This is a genomic window from Verrucomicrobiota bacterium, assembly GCA_016871495.1.
GTDB lineage: Bacteria > Verrucomicrobiota > Verrucomicrobiia > Limisphaerales > VHDF01 > VHDF01.
Genome location: VHDF01000007.1, coordinates 1 through 23689, shown reverse-complemented (window position 1 = coordinate 23689; position 23689 = coordinate 1). Strand labels below are relative to the sequence as shown.

Annotated in this window: 19 protein-coding genes and 1 tRNA gene; 12 read left to right on the top strand and 8 right to left on the bottom strand. The window is 60.5% G+C overall.

Annotated elements, in window-relative coordinates:
* Nucleotides 1-138: 138 nt before the first annotated feature.
* Both clpP and clpX read left to right on the top strand, forming a co-directional pair.
* Nucleotides 139-768 carry an ATP-dependent Clp endopeptidase proteolytic subunit ClpP gene (gene clpP / locus FJ404_02885; protein MBM3821830.1) on the top strand — a complete coding sequence of 210 codons (630 nt, stop codon included), beginning with the start codon at nt 139-141 and terminating at the stop codon, nt 766-768.
* A 12-nt stretch (nt 769-780) separates the two neighbouring features.
* Nucleotides 781-2064 carry an ATP-dependent Clp protease ATP-binding subunit ClpX gene (gene clpX / locus FJ404_02880; protein MBM3821829.1) on the top strand — a complete coding sequence of 428 codons (1284 nt, stop codon included), beginning with the start codon at nt 781-783 and terminating at the stop codon, nt 2062-2064.
* A 161-nt stretch (nt 2065-2225) separates the two neighbouring features.
* Here clpX and FJ404_02875 read toward each other — a convergent pair whose 3' ends face one another.
* Complete coding sequence (locus FJ404_02875) at nt 2226-4940, bottom strand: c-type cytochrome (GenBank protein ID MBM3821828.1); 2715 nt, start codon at nt 4938-4940, stop codon at nt 2226-2228.
* 9 nt (nt 4941-4949) lie between these two features.
* On the opposite strand from FJ404_02875, the gene FJ404_02870 reads away from it, so the two are divergent.
* From FJ404_02870 to FJ404_02850, 5 genes are all read left to right on the top strand, one after another.
* A complete protein-coding gene (locus tag FJ404_02870) occupies nt 4950-5342 on the top strand; it encodes a BlaI/MecI/CopY family transcriptional regulator (protein ID MBM3821827.1) in 393 nt (130 codons plus the stop codon).
* 348 nt (nt 5343-5690) lie between these two features.
* Nucleotides 5691-6497: a fumarylacetoacetate hydrolase family protein gene (locus FJ404_02865; GenBank protein MBM3821826.1), complete on the top strand. Its 807-nt coding sequence runs from the start codon at nt 5691-5693 to the stop codon at nt 6495-6497.
* Nucleotides 6498-6528: 31 nt separating this feature from the next.
* On the top strand, nt 6529-7326 hold the full coding sequence (locus FJ404_02860) for an SDR family oxidoreductase (GenBank protein ID MBM3821825.1): 798 nt from the start codon (nt 6529-6531) through the stop codon (nt 7324-7326).
* A 63-nt stretch (nt 7327-7389) separates the two neighbouring features.
* On the top strand, nt 7390-9384 hold the full coding sequence (locus FJ404_02855; protein ID MBM3821824.1) for a dehydrogenase: 1995 nt from the start codon (nt 7390-7392) through the stop codon (nt 9382-9384).
* A complete protein-coding gene (locus FJ404_02850; protein ID MBM3821823.1) occupies nt 9357-10589 on the top strand; it encodes a 2-oxo acid dehydrogenase subunit E2 in 1233 nt (410 codons plus the stop codon). Before FJ404_02855 ends, FJ404_02850 begins: the two co-directional genes overlap by 28 nt.
* 12 nt (nt 10590-10601) lie before the next feature.
* On the opposite strand, the gene FJ404_02845 is transcribed toward FJ404_02850, so the two are convergent.
* Entirely contained in the window at nt 10602-11411 is an 810-nt protein-coding gene (locus FJ404_02845) for a hypothetical protein (GenBank protein ID MBM3821822.1), read from the bottom strand.
* 155 nt (nt 11412-11566) lie between these two features.
* Here FJ404_02845 and FJ404_02840 point away from each other — a divergent pair, with 155 nt between their 5' ends.
* Nucleotides 11567-12334: a fibro-slime domain-containing protein gene (locus FJ404_02840; protein ID MBM3821821.1), complete on the top strand. Its 768-nt coding sequence runs from the start codon at nt 11567-11569 to the stop codon at nt 12332-12334.
* A gap of 265 nt (nt 12335-12599) precedes the next feature.
* Here the strand turns inward: FJ404_02840 and FJ404_02835 are convergent, their stop codons facing one another.
* Nucleotides 12600-13448, bottom strand: coding sequence for a prepilin-type N-terminal cleavage/methylation domain-containing protein (locus FJ404_02835; GenBank protein ID MBM3821820.1), 849 nt, complete (start codon nt 13446-13448; stop codon nt 12600-12602).
* Nucleotides 13449-14133: 685 nt separating this feature from the next.
* Nucleotides 14134-14646: a hypothetical protein gene (locus FJ404_02830; GenBank protein ID MBM3821819.1), complete on the bottom strand. Its 513-nt coding sequence runs from the start codon at nt 14644-14646 to the stop codon at nt 14134-14136.
* A gap of 275 nt (nt 14647-14921) precedes the next feature.
* Here FJ404_02830 and FJ404_02825 point away from each other — a divergent pair, with 275 nt between their 5' ends.
* Complete coding sequence (locus tag FJ404_02825; GenBank protein MBM3821818.1) at nt 14922-17009, top strand: hypothetical protein; 2088 nt, start codon at nt 14922-14924, stop codon at nt 17007-17009.
* Between the two features lie 95 nt (nt 17010-17104).
* A complete protein-coding gene (locus FJ404_02820; protein ID MBM3821817.1) occupies nt 17105-18052 on the top strand; it encodes a type II secretion system protein in 948 nt (315 codons plus the stop codon).
* Nucleotides 18053-18114: 62 nt separating this feature from the next.
* Here the strand turns inward: FJ404_02820 and FJ404_02815 are convergent, their stop codons facing one another.
* Genes FJ404_02815 through FJ404_02800 form a run of 4 tightly spaced genes read right to left on the bottom strand, consistent with a single transcriptional unit; the run spans nt 18115 to nt 21734 of the window.
* Nucleotides 18115-18561, bottom strand: a complete 447-nt coding sequence (locus tag FJ404_02815; protein MBM3821816.1) for a hypothetical protein — start codon at nt 18559-18561, stop codon at nt 18115-18117.
* Between the two features lie 56 nt (nt 18562-18617).
* On the bottom strand, nt 18618-20000 hold the full coding sequence (locus FJ404_02810; GenBank protein ID MBM3821815.1) for an FAD-binding protein: 1383 nt from the start codon (nt 19998-20000) through the stop codon (nt 18618-18620).
* A 53-nt stretch (nt 20001-20053) separates the two neighbouring features.
* Nucleotides 20054-20830 carry a class I SAM-dependent methyltransferase gene (locus FJ404_02805; protein MBM3821814.1) on the bottom strand — a complete coding sequence of 259 codons (777 nt, stop codon included), beginning with the start codon at nt 20828-20830 and terminating at the stop codon, nt 20054-20056.
* A 1-nt stretch (nt 20831) separates the two neighbouring features.
* Nucleotides 20832-21734 carry a glycosyltransferase family 2 protein gene (locus FJ404_02800; protein ID MBM3821813.1) on the bottom strand — a complete coding sequence of 301 codons (903 nt, stop codon included), beginning with the start codon at nt 21732-21734 and terminating at the stop codon, nt 20832-20834.
* Nucleotides 21735-22252: 518 nt separating this feature from the next.
* Between FJ404_02800 and FJ404_02795 the strand changes: the two genes are divergently transcribed.
* Nucleotides 22253-22341 (top strand) — tRNA-Ser (locus tag FJ404_02795).
* A gap of 141 nt (nt 22342-22482) precedes the next feature.
* The gene (locus tag FJ404_02790; GenBank protein MBM3821812.1) at nt 22483-23064 is read left to right on the top strand and encodes a Uma2 family endonuclease; all 582 of its coding nucleotides are present in this window, start codon (nt 22483-22485) and stop codon (nt 23062-23064) included.
* The last annotated feature ends 625 nt before the right edge of the window (nt 23065-23689 follow it).

Here is a 23689-nt window from a genome sequence, read left to right as displayed (position 1 = left end):
GAGAGCCTTTAGCTTGCGCTGGCATCGGACAAATTGTCCCATGCGTGGGTCCTGATTCCGACCCGTTTTCCCTTCCACCCGGGTGGCCAGGGTAAATTGGTGCTTCGTACCCTGACCGAAACTGCCGATCCTAAGCCTATGTCAGCAAACAATTTTCTGGTCCCCATGGTGGTTGAACAAACCGGCCGGGGGGAACGCGGTTACGACATCTATTCCCGTCTGCTCGTCGATCGCATCATTTTCCTGGGCACCCCCGTGGATGACACGGTGGCCAATGTCATCATCGCCCAGTTGCTCTTTCTGCAAATGACGGACCCCAAAAAGGATATTCATTTGTATATCAATTCTCCCGGGGGAAGCGTCACCGCCGGCCTGGCCATCTACGACACCATGCAATTCCTGACCTGCGATGTGAATACCTACTGCATCGGCCAAGCCGCGAGCATGGGTGCAGTCCTGCTCGCCGCGGGCGCCAAGTCGAAACGGTTCGCCCTGCCCAACGCGCGGATCATGATTCACCAGCCCTGGGGTGGAGTGCAGGGACAGGCGACCGACATCAGTATCCAGGCGCGCGAGATTCTGCGGCTGAAAGATCGATTGAACGAAATCCTGGCCAAACACAGCGGACAGGCTCTCGACTCCATCGCCCGCGACACCGACCGCGATCGGTTTATGTCCGCGGAGGAAGCCAAGGCCTACGGCCTCGTTGATCAGGTCGTGCTCTCGCGGAAGGAACTTGTTTCCGCGACGGAAGAAAAATCCAAGTGACCGTCCCCAGCCATGGCGCGCCCCACGCAGCTCACGCTCTGTAGCTTCTGCGGTAAATCCCACGCGGAAGTAAAAAAACTCATTGCCGGACCCGGCGTTTACATTTGCGACACGTGTGTGCTCGTCTGCAAGAGCGTGCTCGACAAGGAACTGCGCACCGAGCAGAAGAAGTCATCCCCCCAACTCGGGGTGCTGAAACCCGCTGAAATCAAGCGGCAGCTTGATTCCCAATGCATCGGGCAGGATCACGCCAAGAAAACCCTGGCGGTGGCGGTTCACAATCATTACAAGCGCATTCTCTCCGACACCCAACCGGGTGAAGCATTAACCTCCCGCGACAACCCGTCCCCGGAAGTCGAACTCGAGAAGAGCAATATCATGCTGGTCGGCCCCACAGGCTCCGGCAAAACCCTGCTCGCCCGAACGCTCGCGAAAGCCCTCGATGTGCCGTTCGCCATGGCCGACGCCACCACCCTCACCGAGGCGGGCTACGTCGGTGAGGATGTCGAAAACATCATCCTGCGCCTCCTCCAAAACGCGGATTACGACGTCAAACGCGCCCAAATCGGCATCGTCTATATCGACGAAATCGACAAGATCGCCCGCAAAACCGAAAACGTGTCCATCACGCGCGACGTTTCGGGTGAAGGCGTGCAACAAGCACTGCTGAAGATCCTCGAAGGAACCGTCTGCAATGTCCCCCCCCAGGGCGGACGCAAACACCCTCAGCAGGAATACATCCGCATCGACACCAGCAACATTCTGTTCATCTGCGGCGGCGCCTTCGTGGGCCTCGATCGCATCATCCAACGCCGCATCGGGCACAAAGTCATGGGCTTCGGGGCCGAAGGCGCCCGCGGTGCAGATTCTGAACTGGAACTTCCGAACGTCACTCGGATGCTCGAACCCGAAGACTTGTTATCCTTCGGCTTCATTCCGGAATTCATCGGCCGCTTGCCCGTGGTCAGCGTCCTGGAGGAACTCACCGAAGAACAATTGGTCAATGTGCTCACCGAACCACGCAATGCCCTCACCAAACAGTTCAAGAAACTCATGGCCATGGACGGCGTGGATCTCCAGTTCTCGCCGGACGCACTGACTGAACTGGCCGCCCAAGCCCGCAAGAAAGGCACCGGCGCACGCGCCTTGCGCGGGCTTATCGAAAAATTGATGCTCGAAATGATGTACGAAGTGCCCGCCGACGAGTCCATCGCTTCGATCACCATTACCCGCAGCGTCGTGCTCGGAGAGAGCAAGCCATTGGTCGAGCGCCGTCCCAACGCCGAAGCCGCCTGACCGGAACCTCTCCTGCCTCGTTCCCCGGAACGCGTGCCCCCCACCGTTCCGAGCCTCATTTCGTAACAAGCCGGTGGTCCTCTCACGACACCACGCCCTGATTCCACGCCTGGAGGGAGTCTCCCGCCCACGGATCGAATCAGCCCCCCCTCCGCTCCGTCTCAATCCGAACCGGCCAGGAAAGCGAGCAGATCCCGTAGCTCCTCCTCGTTCAATGGATTCAATAAACCTGAAGGCATCGTGGACACCGGCTCCGCCCGCTGCCTCAGAATTTGACCCAGAGAGATCTCGATGAACTCAAGTGGACGCATCAGATCCTCGGCCAGCCTAAACACTCGATCATCGCGGGACACCAGCCTTCCAGACACCGCCTTGCCGGATTTCAGTTCCAACGTCACCACTTGGTACTGGTCGGAAATGGCCTTGCTCGGCTGGAGGGTAGCCTCGATCAAGTCCCGCGTCGTAAACCGTTTCCCCACGGTGGTCAAATCGGGGCCGATGCCTCCCCCCTCCCCACCGAACCCATGGCAGAGCGCGCAACCGGTAGCCTCGTAAAGTTCGCGACCTCGAACCTTATTCCCAGTCTTCCCTCTCGCCCCCGCAACCTTCAACGCTTCTTCCAAAGTCCACTCCCGCCCCGGACCCACGGGTCCCGGGGCACTCTTGGAAAAAACGCCCGCCGCCGGTCCTAAGGCAGACATCGCCTTCCGTTGGGACTCCGGAACGGACTTCAATGCCAAATCCCGCAGTTTTTCCCAGGATTGACGGTATTGGTGTCCTCCACGGGATCGAGCCTGAGCGTCCGCCACGAGCTCGAAATACTTGCGGTGCTGGCTTTCAGTCCATCCCTGCTCAATCCACAGCAACATTTGAGCATAATGGAGACGCCATGTTCGTGGCGCCGACTCCAACATGTCGCGCACCGCCAATCCATACTTTGGGTTGCGCACAAAATACCCGGAGCCCAACGCCGGACGCTCACCTCGATCCTCGGCCATCCAGGCGAGCAACGGATCGATCGCGGCCGGCTCGCCCAAGAAACAGAGCAAGCGGGCCAGATCCTGCCGCACGATGGGGTCCGGCTCGATGAGTTTTGATCTGAGGTCCGCCTTCAAGTCCTCCCGCCATTCCCTCGAAGGCAGGCCGCCACGAGCCAGCGCCCACTCGCAGATTCGCATCCATCTCCCTTTCCATTCGCTGGACGCCGCAGTCCATAAAAACGCCCGGAGCCTTTCCAAAACGGCGTGCTGATCGGCCACGCTTCCCTGCCGGGCCAAGGCCAGCAAAGCCCCCAGCGCCACTTGAGGATCGGCTTCCGCCAAAGCCCTTCCCTTCCACGTGTCCACGGGCTGGTGCTCGAGCGCGACACGCGCGGCGAAACGAATCAGCCGGTCACCGTGACCGAGATGCCGCCAAACTCGCTCCGCCGCGCCAGGATCCACTCGCCCATGAAGAGTCTCGATCTCCTTCCGAAGGGCATGGGCACGGGCCTCGGGCTCGGCCCACGTGGGCTTCTCCGCCGGACTCGTATTTTCAGTTCCTTGGTAACGAACCCGATAAAGGGCGGACCCCAACCTGCGCCCTCCCACCGCGAAATAAAGGGCTCCGTCGAGCCCCACCACAATGTCCGTCACCGGAAGCCCCACACCGCCGACGAATTCTTCCACCTCCGCCCGATATCCCGCGCCCTGGGGGTGCAAGTGAGCGGCATGGATGGTTGCGAAGGTCCAATCACAGGCAAACAATGCGCGCTGGTACCTCGCGGGGAATCGCGTTCCTTCTCCAAACGCCACCCCAGTCGGTGAAGCCGGGCCAATGTTGATCACCGGCGCGACACCATCCTCGTAATGCTCGGGCCATACTCCGATCCCGCCGCGCCATCCGAACTCGGCCCCGCTGACGAGGTGGCAAATGCGTGTCGGCCGATACCAAGGCGCGCCTTGATCCCATTCCATGTCGGAATCAAAGGTGAAAAGCTCGCCCCGGGCATCGAAGGCCAAATCGTAACTGTTGCGCAATCCGCTCGCCATCAATTCGCGATTCCCGCCTTCCGGATCAAATCGCAAGACCCAGCCCTCCAACGCATGCCGGGATGTTTCGTAACCGGGCGGCAGCAAACGATCCGCCCCGCTCGTGGCCACAGGTCGCCGCACTTTCACATCCGAAGGCAACGCCGTCCCGTTGCCCCCCATGAGATACACGGAACGTCCGTCAGGACCGGGCGCAAGACCGTGAGGACCATGCTCCCCGCCGCCCTTGAGTTCGAAAAGCAAATCGATGCGATCGAATTGATCCTCACCCCGCGTGTCTCGCAGTCGGTAGACGCCGATCTTGGCCGTCGGATTCCCCTCCGCCACCGTCACATACAGGCTGTCGAAAGCCCAAAGCAATCCGTGACACCATCCAACCTGGCGGGCAGCGCCCCCAAGTTTCTCCACGCGCGTCTCGCCTCCCGCCACCTCCGCGGGCGGTGGAGTGATCCGGTAAATCCCCACCTCATGTTGGGAAGCCGCAAGCAGCCGTCCGCGCGGATCGACCGCCAGTGCGGTGAAGGATCCAAAATTCGTGGGCACGGTAAGGACGCGATCCACCGCGAAACCAGGAAGCGCGCGAACCGTCGCGGCGTCCGCGGGATGCAAGGGATGCCCGGGCTTGTACCAGTAGGGGCGGTCCCGGTAAACCGTCTCATCCGCCGTTTCGATTTCAAGCGCTCGGGCCGGGGCCTCGGCACCGAAGGCGGCGGGAACGAAAGAAATCCAAGCGCTGAGCATCAGCCGCGCTGGCACACCGAAAGGGAGCATGACGGCACTGTAATCGGCGGCGCGCCGGAGACAACTACGAATTCTTTCGTTGACACTACGAATATCTTCGTACATTTTGCCGCCATGCCCGCGAAATCCGATCCCCCCAAACCCACCGAGGGCGAACTCGCCATCCTCCGCTGCCTCTGGCGCCACGGACCCGGCACGGTTCGTGACGTCGTCCTCCGCCTCCGCCCCCAACCCGGCTACACCACCGCCCTCAAAATGATGCAAATCATGACGGAGAAAGGCCTGCTCGAACGCGATACCTCCCAGCGCGTCCATGTCTTCACCCCTCGCGTCCCCCGCGCCCAAACCCAAAAGCAACTCGTGGCGGACCTGCTTCACAAAGCCTTCGACGGCAGCGCGAGTTCCCTGGTCCTTCAGGCCCTCTCCAACACGCGCGCTTCCAAACAGGAACTGGAGGCCGTCCGAAAGCTGCTGAACTCAATCGAAGGAAATCCTCAGCATGAATGAATCCCCGCTCTTCGCTGGCCGAATTGATGAACCGCATCGAGGCAGAGGAGAGCAGCCTCCGGTCCATGCGATCGAAGCTCGATGAGGACCGATGGCGCACGGTCGAATCCGTGCAAGTCTTGGGCTCCCGCTCCTTGGCCCGCCCTGGCTGGATGCCTTTGCCCTGGCATTACCCTTGCCCGTTGAACCTGCTACGCCCCTTTGAAAACAGGCCCTGAAGCGGCGTGAACGCCCCGCCGCCGCCCTGCCGCGCGCATCGCCGATAACCTGTGGATGCGTTGCCCCACCGCGCGAGCCTCAGGGAAGATTTGACTTTAGAAGACGCCCGAAGACCATTGCTCCTTCTCCATGAAGATTATCCGCTACCAGGACACTTCGGGTCACACCGGCCTCGCCGCGCTTCAACCCGACGCCACCGCACTCAAAATCAAAGGCGACCTCTTCGGCGCTTTCGACATCACCCCGGAACCCGCGCACGTCGCGAAACTGCTCGCCCCCATCGCCCCCGCAGCCATCCTTTGCATCGGGCTCAATTACCGCCGTCACGCCGAGGAAAGCAAAGCCACCCCTCCCCAGCATCCGGTCCTGTTCATGAAGACGCCGACCGCCGTGCAGCATCCCGGCGATCCCATCATTTTGCCCGGCCAACTCGCCAGCCATGAGGTGGACTACGAGTGCGAACTGGCCGTCGTCATTGGCAAGACATGCAAGAACGTGCGTCGCGAGAATGCCCTCGACCATGTCCTCGGTTATACTTGCGCGAACGACGTCAGCGCGCGTGACTGGCAAATCAAATGGGGCGGCAGTCAATGGTGCCGGGGCAAGACCTTCGACACGTTCTGCCCGCTCGGCCCGTGTCTCGCACTCAAGGACGAAATCCCCGACCCCTCCGACCTGAAGATCAAAACCGTGCTGAACGGCGAAACCATGCAGGATTGGCGGTGCGACGACATGATCTTCGACGTGCCCACGCTCATCGAATTCTTGAGCGGCAGCACCACCCTCGTCCCCGGCACCGTCATCCTCACCGGCACGCCGCATGGCGTCGGCTTCGCCCGCAAACCTCCAGTCTTCCTCAAGCCGGGCGATCGCGTCTCGATCGAGATCGACAAAATCGGCGTGCTGGCGAACCCCGTCGCCGCCGAATCTCCCTAAGCTCGCCCCGTCCGGATTGAATCCCGCCATGATGCAAAACCTGTTCGATCTTTCGGGCAAAAACGCGCTCGTCAGCGGCGCCGCGCAGGGCATGGGTCGTGCCATGGCCCTCGCCCTCGCGCAAGCCGGCGCGAATATCATGGCCGTGGACCGCAACCTGGCCGGCGCAGAAGAGACGGCCGCAGCCATCCGAGCGCTCGGGCGCCAAGCCTGCTCCAGCCCTGCCGATGTGTCGCAACCCGCCCAGATCCGCCAACTCTTCGAAGAGTTTGATCGCTCCTTCAGCCATCTCGACTTCCTGGGCAATGTGGCCGGCGAAGGCGTGCTCGGCCGCCCCGAAAACATTACTCTGGAGGAGGTCGAGCGATGCTGGCGCAATTTGGTTCTCGGACGTTTTTGCATGTGTCAGGAGGCCGGCAAACGAATGCTGTCAGCCGGGCGCGGAAGCATCGTGAACATCGGCTCTCTGGCCAGCATCACCGCCCTGGGCCGCGGCCATGTCGCCTACAGCATGGCGATGGGTGCGGTGGCCCAAATGACCCGCGAACTCAGCACCGAGTGGGCCGGCCGCGGCGTCCGGGTCAACGCGATCCTCCCAGCTCAGGTCATCAACCCGAGCCTCGAGCAGCGCCTCTCGGCCAACCCGTCGCTCCGCCAAACATTCCTGCGCGGTATCCCTGCCGGCCGGCTCGGCAAACCCGAGGATATTCAAGGGCTTGCCGTCTTGCTCGCATCCGATGCCTCGAGCTGGATCACGGGCGCCTTGATTCCCATGGATGGCGGAAATCTGGCGGTGAATGCGGGCGGTTCCGTCAAGCCTGAGCCCTAAGCGCTCCCGCGATCAGTTCTTCCAACTCTTTTCAACCTTCACTCACTTCGATCCCCAGGTCCGATGAGATTCGAGTTCTCCCAACAGGAACGCCTCTCGCTCTATCAAGTCATGTGCCGCATCCGGCAATGTGAAGAAGGTCTCGCGAGAGCCCATGCTCGCGGCTTGATCCATGGCGCCTGCCACACCTACGTCGGCCAGGAAGCCATCGCCGCCGGCGTCTGCTCCCACCTGCGAAGCGAGGACGTCGTGTTCAGCACACATCGGGGACACGGCCACGCCCTTGCCAAAGGCCTTTCCGCGTTCGAGCTGGCTGCGGAGCTGTTCGGTCGAGCCCCAGGGTGTTCGCGCGGACGCGGCGGCAGCATGCATTTGTTCGCTCCTGAAATCGGGCTGATGGGCACCAGCGGCATCGTGGGACCCTCCATTCTACAGGCGGTCGGCGCGGGATACAGCTTCAAGCTCCTCCAAACAGATCGCGTCGCGGTCGCCTTTTTTGGTGACGGCGCGGTCAACAACGGCGCGTTTCACGAAGGCCTCAACCTGGCGAGCATCTGGAAGCTCCCGGTGCTGTTCGTCTGCGAGAACAACCAGTTCGCCACCGAGGTTCCCTTCCAATACGCCGCCGGCAACCCCAACGTGGCTCAACGCGGACAGGCCTATGGCATCGAAGGCATCGAACTCGACGGCAACGATGTCGCCGCCATTCACGAATCTTCCGCCCGTGCGATCCACCGTGCCCGCCGGGGAGAAGGCCCGACGCTCCTCGAATGCAAAACGTATCGCACGCGCCCCCATTCGGAGGGCATGGGCGACTACACCTACCGCACCCGGGAGGAGGTCGCCGCCTGGCGCGAACGCTGCCCCATCAAACGCTGGCGCTCCGCGCTCCTGGAGCAAGGCTGGGCCACCCCCGACCAACTCAACGCCATCGATCGCGAAGTTGAAGCGGAAGCCGCCCAGGCGCTTCGCGAAGCGGAAGCCGCGCCCTGGCCTGCCCCCGACTCGGCGACCACTCATGTCCACGCCGAGGATCCAGCCCGGAAACCCCCATCCGAGCCGCCGCCCCCATCAACCCCGGGGCGGCTCCTGAATTGGTCCGCCGCCACGCTCGAGGCTCTCGACGCCGAAATGAGCCGCCAGCCCGGGCTGTTTGTGCTCGGCGAAGGCATCGGCGTGCGCGGAGGCAACTTCGCCACGACCACCGGACTCTTCGCCAAATACGGACCCCAGCGTTTGTGCGACACCCCCATCTGCGAGCGCGGTTTCGTCGGCCTCGGCTGCGGTGCCGCCATGACCGGCACCCGCCCCGTCATCGACTTCATGTTCGTGGATTTTATCCACGACGCCTTTGGCGAGACGGTCAATCAGATCGCCAAAATGCAATACATGAGCAGCGGACGCTTGCGCATGCCCATCGTGCTGCGAGGCTGCGTCGGCGCCGGCCACAGCGCCGCCACCCACCATTCTGGCAGCTACTACTCCATCTACGCGCATATCCCCGGCCTCCGCGTCGTCATTCCCTCCACCCCTCGCGACGCCAAGGGCCTCCTCATGCACGCGCTCCGTTCGCCAGATCCCGTCCTCTTCCTCGAACCGCGCGAACTCATGGCGATCAAAGGCGACGTGCCCGTCGGTGATTATGAAATTCCGTTCGGCCAGGCACGTGTCGCCCGGTCCGGCGAACACCTGACCGTGGTCGCCCTCGGACTCATGGTCCATCGCAGCCTGGAGGCCGCCGAGATGCTGGCCCGGGATCACATCCAAGCGGAGGTCATCGATCCCCGAACGGTCTCGCCCCTGGACTTCGATTCGATTCAACGTTCCGTCGCCAAAACCGGACGACTGCTCATCGTGGATGAAGCCTTCGGTCCGTGCGGAATGGGCGCTGAAATTGCCGCGCGGGCAGCTGACACTGCCTTCGACTATTTGGACGCGCCCATTCGACGTCTCAACGGCGCCTTCGCTCCCACGCCCTACAGCCCGGTGCTGGAAAAGGAAGTGATTCCTCAAGTCGAAACGATTCTGCAATGCATGCGTTCCCTCCTCGACGAATGAGCGCCGAGATCCTTGTGCCCCGGCTGGGTTGGTCGATGGAAGAAGCCACCTTCTCTGCATGGCTGAGGAAGGAAGGCGACACGGTCCGTCCCGGAGATCCCTTGTTCGCGCTTGAAAGTGACAAAGCCACCCAGGAAGTCGAGGCGCTCGACGGCGGAGTTCTCCATTTGCCGTCTGACGCTCCGAAACCCGGCGACATTGTTCGGGTCGGGCAACGCATCGGTTTGCTGATCCCACCGGGAGCATCTGCCCGTGGTGAAGCCGCGCCACAGGTTACCCATGAAGTTCCAGCCCTCCCGGCGCCGGTTCCTGGAATGTCGGATCCTATGGCGGCTGCAAACCCGGAGCCAGCCTCCGCCCTGGAGGCTTCGACGAAGCCCGGCTTCCCCATCTCCAAATCCCGCGCGCCCGTCACCCCGCGCGCCCGCCGGGTGGCCCGTGAATTGGGCGTTGCTTTGGAGGAGTTATCAGGCACCGGACGCGGTGGCAGAATTCGCGAACACGACGTTCGACAAGCGGCATCGAAACCACAACCTGGACTTGGCCGTTGGCGCAAAGCCATTGCCGCCCGGCTTTCGGAAGGAGCCCGGCAATCCGTCCCGGTGACGCTGCACACGAGTGTGGATGTCTCCCGTTGGGTCGAATGGCGGAATCACCGCAAAACCGTATCGTCACCTCATGAAGTCCCCGTGCCGAGTTTCACCGTGATGATGGCGTGGCTCTGCGGCCAGGTCTTGCCGGACCACCCTGCCCTCAACGCGCGCTGGGACGGGGACCGTCTTCATCGACTGGCCGAGATTCATGTCGGCATCGCGGTGGACACGGATGAAGGATTGGTGGTTCCGGTGATCCGCCATGCCAACCGGCTCAAACTGCCCGAGTTCGCCGCCGCCTTTGCCACCCTCGTCGAGAAGGCGCGGAATCAGAAGCTGGCTTCGTCGGAGTTCGGTGGCGGAACATTTACGGTCAGCAGCTTGGGCGCGTTTGGGATCGAGTTTTTCACGCCGGTCCTGAATTATCCCGAGTGCGCCATCCTGGGCCTGGGCCAAATCAAGCGCCAGCCGGTGTTTTGTGGAGACCAAGTGCAAGCCCAAGACCGCATGGCTTTGAGTTTGACCTTCGACCACCGCGCCTTGGATGGCGCCCCGGCGGCCCGCTTCCTGCAATCTCTCGCCGCCGCCATGGAATCTTGGGGAATGGAATGAACGTGTGTCCCTTCAGATTTCGAACACCGTCACCTCGGGACGGCAATTGAAGCGCACTGCCCAGTGGAACCAACCAAGACCGGGACTCACATGGAGTGGCCCCGCAGGAGTCTGATACATCCCGAGCTCATATTTCCCAACACCTCCGGGTAAAATCAGGGCTCCATACAGAGGCAGGCGCACTTGACCCCCATGAGAATGCCCGGCGAGTAATAAATCGTACTGAGCAGGCATCAACTGATCCGCCCACGACGGGTAATGCATCAGGAATAGATGTCGAACCCCGGCTGGAGTGGGCGGCGTCCAAGAGTGCTTGCATGAAGCACCAGAAATAAGCACGCGACCGCCGGCCGCGGGCATGCTGCGGTCCATCAGCCACCCGCCTCCGGTTTTCGCCAGGACCGATTCGACGCGCTGAAAGTCGGAGTTGCTCCAGTAATCATGGTTGCCAGGAACGCCAAAAAGCGGGACGCCGATGGATTGGAACTGTCCCAATGCCTCGTCGAGATGTTTAGACTCCTCAACCCAATCGCCGGTGAAGCAGACAAAATCAGGCGAGACTGAATGGATGGCGGCAACGATCCTGGAAAGGTAGTTCGCGTCACCTTTGTGATGCAGATCGCTGCAATGAACAAAACGATGCCGGGGAGTATCCGCGCGTGTCCGCCTCCACCTCAGTTTCAGCCAAGTGGGTTCGAGGAGAAATGCCTGACCCGCAGCGAGGACGGGCAGCGCGAAAATCATTCGCCGCATCCACGCCCTGCGCCGAATCCTTCGTTCGGTGTCCGGTCGCCGGGAATCATCCATGGCGAGTTCATTCATGATCTTTTCTCACTGATGGTGCAAGACTGGCAAAAGCTCCAATTTGAACAGTGTTCTGGAAGTAGAAATCCCAACTGCATGACCAGCCTCCTTTTCGGGATTGCAGTTTTATTCATAATCTGCATAATCTGTACTAATTCACGAAAAAGCGTCTTATGAAAATTCAATCTCTCTTCCTTCTCGCCCTGCTCGGAATGTTCGCAGCCTTGGACACCCGGGCCGCCTCGGTCACGCTCACCGGCACCGTGCGCGATTTCAAAGCCTTCGGAACGCCAGGCGGCCACGCGGATTTCGAACATTTCCTTGGTTTCGACCCCGGCATCGTCAAAACCGATCTCGGCCTGGACGGTAAACCCGTCTATACCGGCACAGCCGGCAATCCCACCACCACGGGCGCAACCGAATTCGATCAGTGGTATCGCGACACCGCCGGGGTGAACCTCAGCACGCCGCACTCCATCACCCTGACGGAACTCGTCCCCGGTTCGGGGGAGTTCGTTTTCGATTCACCAAGCTTCTTCCCCATCGATGGCATGCTCTTCAATACGGGAATCCCCGGCCCTAACTACCACTTCACTTTCGAACTGCATACCACGTTCACTTACGTCCCTGGCCAAACATTCGAATTCCGCAGCGACGATGAACTTTGGGTTTTTATCGACAAGAAACTCGCCATCGACCTGGGCGGCGTCCACGGTGCGATGACCGGTTCCGTTGCATTGGACACCCTCAGCCTGACTGCAGGTTCGACTTACAGCTTGGATCTCTTCTTTGCCGAGCGCCACACGGTGGCCAGCAGCTTCAAGGTCACCACCAGCATCCCCCTCGTGACAGTTCCGGTTCCTAACGCTTTCCCGTCCGTTTATGGCGCGATGGTGCTTGGTCTGGCCGCGCTCGCTCCGGGCTTGCACCGACGGATCTGAGGTTTTCCTTCCTCCTTGGCCAGCAGCAACCGCCCCCTCTCATCAGGAGGCAGGGGATGGTAGCCGCGGCAATGCGATGGGAGAGGGTGATAAGCGAGCGGTTGAGCTCCGCGGGAGCGGAGCGACGCGACCTTGAAGGCGCTTCAGCAATGGACTAACCTCAGTGGATGCCGCCGGTGGACGCCTTGCATTTAGGCGGCCTAAACACCGTGCTCCGCTTGCGATCAGTCGAAGGCCGAATCGAAGTCCCCTTTGAGGAATCGATTCACGGACGAAACGGCACAGTCGTCCATTGGGACTCAAACTGGGCCTGCCGTTTGTGGGTATAGCCGTACTTCATGTACCAAATGTCCTGCTTGTCCAGGGCGGTGGAGGCAGTGGCGCCGAATTTCAAAGCTCCTTTGACATCCGAGGCTTTCAACATGGCGGGCCCCAGCCACCGTTTGGTCACGGCATGCCCGTCGGCAAAACTCAAGGTGCTCTTCTTATTGTGCCAAATCGCCACGGCATCCACCCACGTAAAAGTCGTGGGCGTGGGATCGATCAGCCAGGATCCAAGGTTCCAGCCCCGGTCGTCAGCCTCTTCGACAAAAACGTAATTACGGGTCGGAAACGCTATCTCGCTGTATTTTTTGATCGAATTACTTTCGTCCTCGCCGTCCAGACCGCCTGCGCCACCGTAGCTGTCGTAGGCAAACCCGCGGCCGGGCTGTAGCTTGAGCCGTCCGTCTCCTGGACAATGCCAGGCATCGACCGCGTTGGCGTAGGGGAACAGCTTGCCCTGCCGCAAACCCTCGTGCGCCTCCGCCAGGGCCCGCTCGCGGCCAGACCCGGTGAAGTTCCGCACCGGTTTGGGCCCGGTCCAGAAATCCCGTCCCTGTCGGTAAGTGCTCATGCCGACGATCTGGTCTTGGTTGTCGTCGGCATACATGAGGAAGGACAAGCCCAGTTGCTTTTGATTGCTTTGACATCGGGCTCCGGTCGCCAACTGCTTCGACTTCGCCAGCGACGGCAGAAGAAGGGATGCCAGGATGGCGATGATGGCAATGACGACCAAGAGTTCGATCAGCGTGAATCCAGTTCGGCGGTGCAGATGGGAAATGGCGGTTTTCATAGTTGGAAACGGCCCCGCGAAAACAGCACCTCATGCGGGATCCATGGATTTTGGGTTCGCCACCTATAAAGCCGAGTGAAGCTTCTGAAGTCAAGGGGGGATCAACTCCCCAAATCTACGGATAGGGGAGTTGATTGCCCACGAATCACACGAATCACACGGATGAAAACAGGCTTTCAGTCGGTTCGATGAGAACCAGGATTGTCGACCGTCTGTCTGGAACTCCAGGACAGGGAGGAATTCTCCACTCATCCGTGTCATCCGTATGATCCGTGGTTGCCCCAAAAAAGGCTCAACCGTTATCTGTGGGACAAGGAACCCTTGCTACCGCCGTTCTGAGAACCCGAGTCATGCCAAACTCCGGCATTGAGGATTAAAACGGTCATTGACCTTGATGAATCTTCGCAAGATCCTGGCGATAAGGCCATTCCGAACCATTCACCAGTTCCAAAACCGGTGCACCCGCAAGTTGTCGGGGCGCGCCGTTCACGGCGCTTCCGCTCGCGCCCATCGGCCGCGGCGATCTCCTCCCGTTCCATGGCCCGCCCTGAGTGAATGCCTTCGCCCTGGCAGCACCCTTGCCCATTGAACCTGCCATGCCCCTTTGAGGACACGCCGCACCCCGGCGCTGCCGCGCACATCATCGACAGCATGTGGATGCACGGTTCCAAAACCGAGTGGCAGATCAAGACCCGGAAACGGGACCGTCACCGCCCGCCCGCGATCCCATGCGCAACAATTGAAACAAGGTGACCGCCGAGGCCAGTGCCATGAAGGTGATCAAGCAGGCCGCGAAGAGTTTATCGGTCATGCCCGAGACCACGGACGACCAACTCATCCACGACCGCCACGCAAACACCGCGAGCAAGAGCAACGCGGTCGTCAACGCCACGCCGCGCGCCCACGCCGCTCCCCTCAGGAGCCGCCACCCCAAGAACGCGGAAATCGCCCCAAAGAGGCCCCCCGAGATCAAGGCGGTCACAGCTTTGGCCGGATTGGAGAAATACCCCAGCAATCCGCAGAGCACCAAGACGACTCCGTAGCCCAGCATCCAGCGGCCCGCGCGGACATTCGAGCCGTTCATTCGTTGAACCAAGTTTGAGCCATAACTCGACCATCTTAACTCTGTTTTCCAAGCGGCGACAAGCACGACTTTCCGATTGAATACTTCGGAAAAACCGAATGATAGGCGTAACATCCCATCGAAGGGTTGCATGCTCCTCACCCGCGACACCATGGGGACGCCGCCAAAGTGGCCAGCCTCGCACACGCCTCGGCCAAACTGCGCGTTTCCAAGCCTTCCATGTCTGAGCGGTTGGCCGCGCTCGAGGACGCCCAGGGCGAAGAGCCGTTCCGGTGCGATGGACGACGGAAGAAGCTCCCCGAGGCAGGCTTCATCGCCATGACTTCGGCCGAAGAAATCTTCGCCCGGGTCAATCTCGACTCCCAGCATCGCTCCTGCCAGCCTTGGTCATGCCCTCTTCCTTCTTCTCGCCCGCCGGCGATGTCGCGGGCGACACCTCCGGGCTCACGACCCGCTTCCAACTTTTCCACCGCCCGCGATTCATCCCCACGCTTGTTTCCAAGTGGACCATTGCCGCCATCTTGTTCGGAGCGGGGTCCACGTTGTCGAGAGCCGCCGACACGGGGGAGGATCATCGAACCCACGCCGGCGCTTTCCACGTCGAGCGACCCACCCTTCACAACCTGGGATTCGAGTGGGCCATTCGAGGGGATGCCAATCGGAATGCCACGGTGCAGGTTCACTACCGCACGCTTGGCGACACAGCCTGGAGATCGGCACTGCCCCTGGTTCGAGTCGGTGGAGAGAATGTCTTTCGCCGGCGGGAGAATCTCGACTACACGGTTCCTCACGGCTTCGCCGGTTCCATCCTCAATCTCGCCCCCGAAACCGAATATGAATGCCGATTCGAGATGTCTGATCCCGATGGCATCGACGGACAAACTTCGCGTCTCGCTCGCGTGAGAACGCGCGCCGAACCCAAAGCGCACCCCGGGGGGAGGATTCTCCACGTGTATCCCCCGGACTACTTCGGCCCCCGGCAGGAGCCCTCGTTCACCGGAATCTTGCAAGCTTACTACGGCGCAGGACTGGGCGATTGGTCCGTGGTTTGGGAACGCCGCGCCCGCCCCGGTGACACGCTCTTACTCCACGCGGGACTCTATCGACCGGAACGATTCAACTACGTCGATCCCATGATGGCGCCCTTTGATGGCTCCATGTCGCTGACGTTGAAAGGCACGGCCGATCAGCCCATCACGATCAAGGCCGCCGGCGATGGAGAAGTCGTCCTCGATGGCGACGGCAACCATCGACTGTTCGATGTCATGGCCTCAGCCTATCACCTGTTCGAGGGACTGACGTTCCGCAATACGGACGTAGCGATCTTCGCGGGTCAGAAGGAAGTGCTCGGTGCCGTGGGTCTGGCGGTCAAGAATTGCCGTTTCGAACAGGTTGGATTCGGGATCTGGACCGAGTACGCGGGTTCGCGCGATTTCTATATTGCCGACAATTTGTTCCTGGGCCGCGAAGATCGATTTCGCCTCGTCGGCTGGGGCGGCGCGGCCAGGGAACCCGGCGGGATTTCCTGGCCGGTTCCTGCCTACGGTTCACATCGGCTGACAAGCTACTATGCCATCAAGGTTTACGGACCCGGCCATGTCATCGCGCGCAATGCCATCGCTTACTTCCACGACGCCATCGGGATTTCCACCTATGGCACCCCCGAAACCGATCCAGACCGGCGGGCTTCGTCCATCGACATTTATGGGAATGACATGCATGTCATGAACGATGATTTCATCGAGACCGACGGCGGCGTTCACAATATTCGCGTTTATGGAAACCGGGGGATCAATGCGGCACAAGGAGGCTTCAGCGCCCAACCCGTGTTCGGAGGCCCCGCCTATTTCTATCGCAACGTCCTTTACCACGTCCCTTCGGGAGTGGCGTTCAAATTCAGCGCCAAACCCGCCGGCCTCTATGTCTGGCACAACACCATCATCAGCGAACACCGCCTCCCCGATCCCTCCGCCAACCTCCATTTCCGCAACAATCTCTTCCTGGGCCGGGACACTCCAGACCGGGGTATTTTGACCATGTCTCATTCGACTTCCTGGAACACCTCCGACTACAACGGCTACCGCCCCAATCGGGGTGCGCCCGAGCAATACCGGTTCTTTCAACCCAAGCCGGGTTCCAACATCTATGAACCTTCCCCGGGGGCCTGGCGCATCTTCTCGACCTTGCGCGAGCTGCAAATTGGCACCGGACAGGAAGCGCATTCCCGGGAGATCGATTACGATATCTTCACCCGGCTGTCGCGTCCAGATCCCCAACACCGTCACACCCTCTACCACGCGATGGACCTGGATTTCAGCCTCAAATCGGAATCCCCCGTCATTGATGCCGGAGTGCGCATCCCCACGGTCAATGAGGACCACTCGGGAAAAGGGCCCGACCTTGGAGCCTGGGAACACGGCAAGCCCCTTCCGCACTATGGTCCGGCTTGGCTGACATGGCAGCCCTTTTACCGGTAGCCTCTGCGCTTGAAACCCCTGACCCGGAAGTTTCAAACTCCTTCCGCGAAAGCCACTTTGTGCGCGAGGTGTGCCCTGAAAGTCGCGTTGCTGAAATGCACGGCAATTCTATACGATTGAAGAAATCGAAGATTTTTGGCACCTTGAAATCCCTCCAGAAAACGCTTATGAAATCGACCACCTCCAACTTCCTTTCCCGCCGGGGATTCACGTTGATTGAACTCCTCGTCGTCATCGCCATCATCGCCATCCTGGCCGGCATGCTCTTGCCGGCCTTGTCCAAGGCCAAAACCAAAGCCCATGGCATCAGTTGTCTCAGCAACAACAAGCAACTCGTCACCGGCTGGACGCTCTATGCCGGGGACTTCAACGATGCTTGCGCCAACAACTTCACCATCCCCGGCACCCAGGAAGCCATCCAGTCCAAGAAATTCAACAACTGGGTCAACAACGTGATGACCTGGTCCGCCGGCACGGACATCGACTCAGTCAGCGTCACCAACCTCTTGTGGGTGCGCAATGGGGTGCTCGGGCCGTACACCGCCGGGGCTGTGGGCATCTACAAATGCCCTGCGGATAACTACCTGAGTCCCACCCAACGCCGGGCCAATTTCCCCCAACGCAATCGCAGCATGTCCATGAACGCGTTCTTCGGACGCTCCAACAATGATGCCAACGACAACAGTGCCCGCGGCGCCAGTTGGGCTTTTAACGGCGCCTTCCGCCAGTTCCTCAAGGTGTCCGACGTGGTGTCGCCCACCAAAACATGGCTGACCCTCGACGAACATCCCGATACGATCAATGACGCCTTTTTTATTGCCGACCACAATGGATCCCAGTGGGGAGACGTCCCCGCTTCCTACCACAATGGCGCTTGTGGGTTCAGTTTTGCGGATGGCCATGCCGAGATCCACAAGTGGTTGAGCGCCGCTTCGAAATATAAAGTGAAATACAGTTCCGTCCCCGTGCGAAACTTTGATGCCGCCGGCAAGCTCGACATGGCCTGGTACAAGGAAAATGTCGGCCTCGTTCCCATCCGCTGATCGGAGCGCAGCCGGTATTTAGCCGAATCCCCAAAGGTCCGGAGCCCCGCTCCGGACCTTTTTTATTCCGAGGGCGGGTCTTCCAGGAATTTCCCCACGCGGCGAATCACGTATCCTACCACCGCCAAGACAAGAAGGGCGCAAAATGTGCCCACCAAAAAATCATGGCGCTTCTCGGCAGAAACGTCTTTGAGCGAATAGAGAAAACTCGACGCCAAAGCCAATGCCACCAGCACCACCAGCCCAGCCGCCACCCTCCGGGTCCGTTTTCCCGCCTGAGTATCCCCGCCTTGCTTTTCAATCCATCTCCACGCCACCAACGTTCCAACAAAGCAAACAAGCCCGGACAGCACCGTAAGCGCGTCGATTTCGAACCGAAGCTTGGGATTGACCTGCCGGAGCGAAACCAGAAATCCACCCATCCCGCCCAAACAGAGCGCGCTGGCATACTCCACCCATCGGACGAAGGACTTCTCCGAACTTCGCTCGGCCTGGGGGGAGTCGGGCATGACGGGAAAGGCTACGCCGTGAGCTTCGAGCAGATCACCAGCCGGATGGCCAGCCCTCAGTCAAACATTTTGCCTGGGTTCAAAATCCGGTTCGGATCAAGCGCCTGACGCAAGCAACGCATCACTCGCATCTGCGTGTCCCCGGCGAACTTCGGCAAGAACGATTTTTTGGCCACCCCCACGCCGTGTTCCCCGGTAATGGTTCCTCCCAGCCGGATCGCTTCCTCAAAAATCTCGTGAAACGCCTGCTCGATTCGATGCATTTCCTCATGGTTCCGCTCGTCCGTCAGAAACGTGGGATGCAGATTGCCATCGCCCATGTGACCGAAGGTTCCAATCCGCAGGCGATACTTCCTGGCCACCGCTTCGACAAACCGAATCATCCGGGCCAACTCGCTTCGAGGCACCGTCGCGTCCTCCAAGATCGTGGTGGGAGAAACCCGGGCCAAGGCCGAGAAGGCGCTGCGTCGGGCCGTCGCCAAACGCGTGGCCTCGGCATCATCCTTGGCCACCCTCACTTCCAAACAACCGTTCTTCCGCGCGCATTCCTCCATCCGCGCCGCCTCCTCCGCTACCGCCGCTGGATGCCCGTCCGTCTCCATCAACAACAAACTCTCGCAATCCAGCGGCAGCCCCACTTTGGCGTAATCCTCGACGCAATGAATGGTCGTTCGATCCAGAAACTCCAGGGTGCAGGGAATAATCTGAGCTGCGATGATGTCGGACACGGTTTGCGCCGCCGACTCCATGGACGAAAATGTCGCCACCATGGTCTTCTTCGCCGCGGGCTTGGGAATGAGACGCAAGAGCACTTTCGTGATCACCCCGAGGGTGCCTTCGGATCCCACGAACAAATCCTTGAGTGAATAACCGGCCACATCCTTCACACACTTGTTGCCGGTCCACAAAACCTCCCCATCCGGCAACACCACCTCCAGTCCCATCACGTAATTGCGCGTGATGCCGTACTTCAAGCCACGCAAGCCGCCCGAGTTTTCCGCCACATTCCCGCCGATGGTCGAAATCCGCATCGATCCCGGATCGGGCGGATAAAACAGTCCCGCGGCGGACGCCGCGTCGGCCGCCTGCAGAGTCGTCACCCCCGGCTCCACCAGCATCGTCAGGTTGGCTCGATCCACCTCCAGAATCTTCGCCATGCGCACGGTGCAAAGCACCACACAGCCCGGAACCGGAAGGCTTCCCCCGCTCAATCCCGTTCCGGATCCGCGCGTGACGATGGGAATCTTCTCCGCGTTGGCCCACTTCAGAATCGCCGCGACTTCATCCGCCGTCTCGACGAAGACCACCGCGCCCGGAGCCTGAGTCAAAGCGGCCGTCCCATCGAAGGAATACGGGATTAAATCCTCTCGCGCTGTCAACACGCGGTCGGAAGAAAGGATCCGGACCAACTCCGTCCATGTTTTCCCAGCTGATTCCATAGCGGCCCCAGGATGAAAGTCACTGGGCCCGGATGCAAGCCCCGGCGGTCGCGTCACCGGCCGGAACCGTCCGCCCCGGGGATCCGGCTCAGGATGGTCAGGCCGGAGCACGTCGACGTGTGCCGGATCATCCAGCCTCCCGCGGCATCCACGAAATCGCGGCGCTCATCGAAACGGCGCCCGAAGTAATCCTCGATGGCTCGAATCACCCCGCGCTCGTTCCACCATCCCAATCCGGCCGTCCCATTCCTCCGCCAGTAAAAGCGCCGCTGATTAGTGTCGTGAAAAAAGACTTTGCCGCGCGCCCCCACCCAAGGCAGCCATGACTTCATCTCCTGCAGCGTGTGTTCGTAAACATGGCTGGTGTCGATGAACAGCGCGTCGATCTCCGCCGGCAATTGCTTTTCCCGGCACCAATCGGGAAAACGCTGGGAGAACTCGATGTCGTCGGCTCGGACAAAATTCCACCTCGGGTAATCGAGCACCTTCGAGCAATCCTCCAGATCGACACTGACCAACGCCGCGCCCGTTCTGCGCGCCACCCGCTCGAACACAAAAGTGCTTTCCCCGCCTCTCACTCCCAACTCGACAATGAGCTTGGGCGCAAGCTCCAGCGTCTCATAGTACAATGGCACCAAATGATCGCTGATGTCGGACAAACTCCTCGCCCGTTCCGCAATCTCGAAAAGCTCCGGCACCGCCGGACCCGGCGTCCAGGGCGGCTGGAGCGCGACGACCACGGCGTTGTAAGCGTCCACGACGCCATGCGCCAGTCGCCGCACCCAAAGAGGGGTCGAGGAATGCGTCTCCGCAGTCAGATTCGTGCCCATCTTAAGCGCAGGCCTTTCCGGCCGGGATGGGTGGCATGGACCAGGCCGATGCCGCCTCGCTGAAGATCTGATCCCAAGCCAGCCCGGGAGGCAGATAATGACGTTCCATGTGTGCAGCCATCGTGGGAACAGGGGCCGCCAATGTCCACCGCTTTCCCCGCGCGTTTTGTCCCGGATGAAACCACCAGGACTGCGCGAGGAACCTCAGCAGCCCGGGCTGCCTCCGGGCCACCCTCAAGGCACCGGGTGGAAAAAGCGTGGGATGACGCGTCACACTGAGCCACAACGCCAGATCCGTGTTCCCTCGGCAATAACTGCGAAAAAGCGGGGTGGTTTGCCTCAAGGTTTCGCGCCCCGTCATAAACGTCAGGCAGGAGGAACCGGCCGGACGCCACACGCGGTCCTTCGCAGGCCGTGGCTTTGAATACGCTTCATGAATGGGCGAAGTATAATAATCCAAATGATCGTAGGGCGTCACGAAATCGGGACCGTCCTGGCGTTGAAGTTGCCGCAGCATTTCGGCGAAAGCGCCGGGAAAATAGAAGTAGTCGTCCTCGGCGAAATACACCCAGTCCGCATCAGCCTGTTCCGTCAACAATTCGATCTGACGTCCGAAGGTGGGAAGATTCCCAACGCCGGGGAGTTCCTGAATGACCAGATTGCCCTCGGGAAACATGCGCTCGAACAGGCGGCGATACGTGGGCGGACATCCATCCAGAAGCACCCAAATCTTGGCCTTCACCCCTTCCATCGCTTGCTTGAAGGAACGCAGGCAGAAATCGGACAACATCAGCTTGTCATCGCCGTAACAAGGCGGGGGTCGTCCGATTCCGGGGTAGATTCGGTAGGCGACCGCGAGATCCCAGGGTTTTGCAGGAGGAACGGATGGGATCGAGGCCGGCATGCGTTTGAACGGCGTTGCAAACTAGGGAGCCCCCCCAACGCTGTCGAGCAAAACACCCGGGCAAGAAACTCGAGAGCAGGGAAAGTTCAAAAGGGAAGGGTGTTGCGAGGGCGCAGGCCTCCACCCCTGGGCGGGTCATAGAGGGGAGGAGATCGGTGCGGCCGATGGGCGCGAGCGGAAGCGCCACGAATGACGCGCCCCGGCAACTTGCGCATGCACCCCTCGCCTTGCGGCGCATCCGAAGGTTGTCGGCAGTGTGGCGCAGGCTGCCCAGCCTGCCGTATCGCCGACTGCCAGTCGGCCCGGCGGGTGAAGAACGACGCCGTTCCATGCTCTCCACGCGCCTGGTTCCCTTCGTCGCCCCGCAGGCTGGGCAGCCTGCGCTACAGCAGACAGGGCTGTCTGCGCTACCACGACAACCGGTCACCGACAACCTCTGGATGCACCCCTCGCCTTGTCGGTGAGCAAAAAGGGATTGCGAACGGGCAGATCCAGGGCGAGACTGTCTGGGCTTGGCAGGAGAGATGGCTGAGTGGTTTAAGGCGCACGCCTGGAAAGCGTGAGTACCTAAAAAGTACCGTGGGTTCGAATCCCTCTCTCTCCGCCATTGAATCCCCACTGTTCAGCATTCACGGTTTTGGATGTCAAACGGGTTCGAAAGCACTTTCCATGATGCAGGTAAAACGGCAATCGTGAATGCCAAGGATTGCCTCGACTTGCACCCTCCTCAGCGCTAGACACTTACGTTATGAGCACGGCGTTGGAGCAGACGAAGCGCGTGTGGACCGAGGCCGATTTGGAAGCATTGCCCGGAGAAGGTTATACTCACGAAGTGATCAACGGCAAATTGATCATGAGTCCCAAAAATCACTTTTTCCACGAACGTATCTGCATGCGATTGTCCATGGCCATGAACACGTTTGCCAACGAACGTCGGTTGGGGGTGGTTCTTGGATCGAACGCCGGATTTTGGATGCGGAATCGGAATTGCCGGGCGCCCGACTTTTCGTTCGTGACCAAGGACCGTCTGGACAAACTCGGTTTCCAACCCCGCAGCCGCACTTTCTTCCCGGGTGCGCCGGATTTGGCGGTCGAAGTTTTGTCGCCGTCAAACACCCCGGCGGAAGTTCAAGACCGCCTTGATGACTTTTTTGACAGCGGCAGCCGGCTTGCGTGGATCATTCATCCTGAGGAGGAGTTTGTGGAGATCTGTCATTCCCCCACCCGCCGCCAAATCCTCGGTCGAGGAGCCTCGCTGGCCGGCGAGAATCTCATGCCTGGATTCACTTTTCCTATCGCCGATTTATTCAAGGAATGGGACTGGGATTAGCTTGTTGCCGATGGTTTGGGACCTCCGCGAATCAAAGCGCGACTTGAGATTCCGGCGATGATTTTGGTTACTTCGTTGCGCGAAGTGGCAGTTCAATCTCTGAATGGAGGACTAAGCCGCGAAGCGATGGAGAGTGATGGGTGGCTGGTGTCCCCCGCGGTCTTCAAAACCGTTGTCGGCCCGTTCCACGGGCCGGGGTGTGGTTCGATTCCCACCCTCTCCGCCATCTCAGTTTCGTTCCACTTGCGATCGGAAACATCGCCCGTCGAACAGATGCGGCCCGTGTATCCCGATGTTGTTGGTAGGGCGGGCCTGTCCCAGCCCGCCGCCCACGGGATGCAAAACATCATGCTCCGGCGGCGCGCCGGGACGGACGCGCCCTACCTGCATCACCGGCAACATCGGGATGCACCGAGATGCGGCCTGGCCCGCTATTGTGCTGTTCATGAATTGGGTGGGCCTTTGCGGCGAAGGATTTTGGCCGTGGGCGAGGCGCGACGAGCCAGAACCGCCCAAGCGGCGCAACAAAGGCCCGCCCAATTCATGAACAGCACACGATGAACTACTCGGCCTCGTCGTCCGAAAGCTTGCGGTAGAGGGTGGCGAGACTGACGCCCAGCATCTG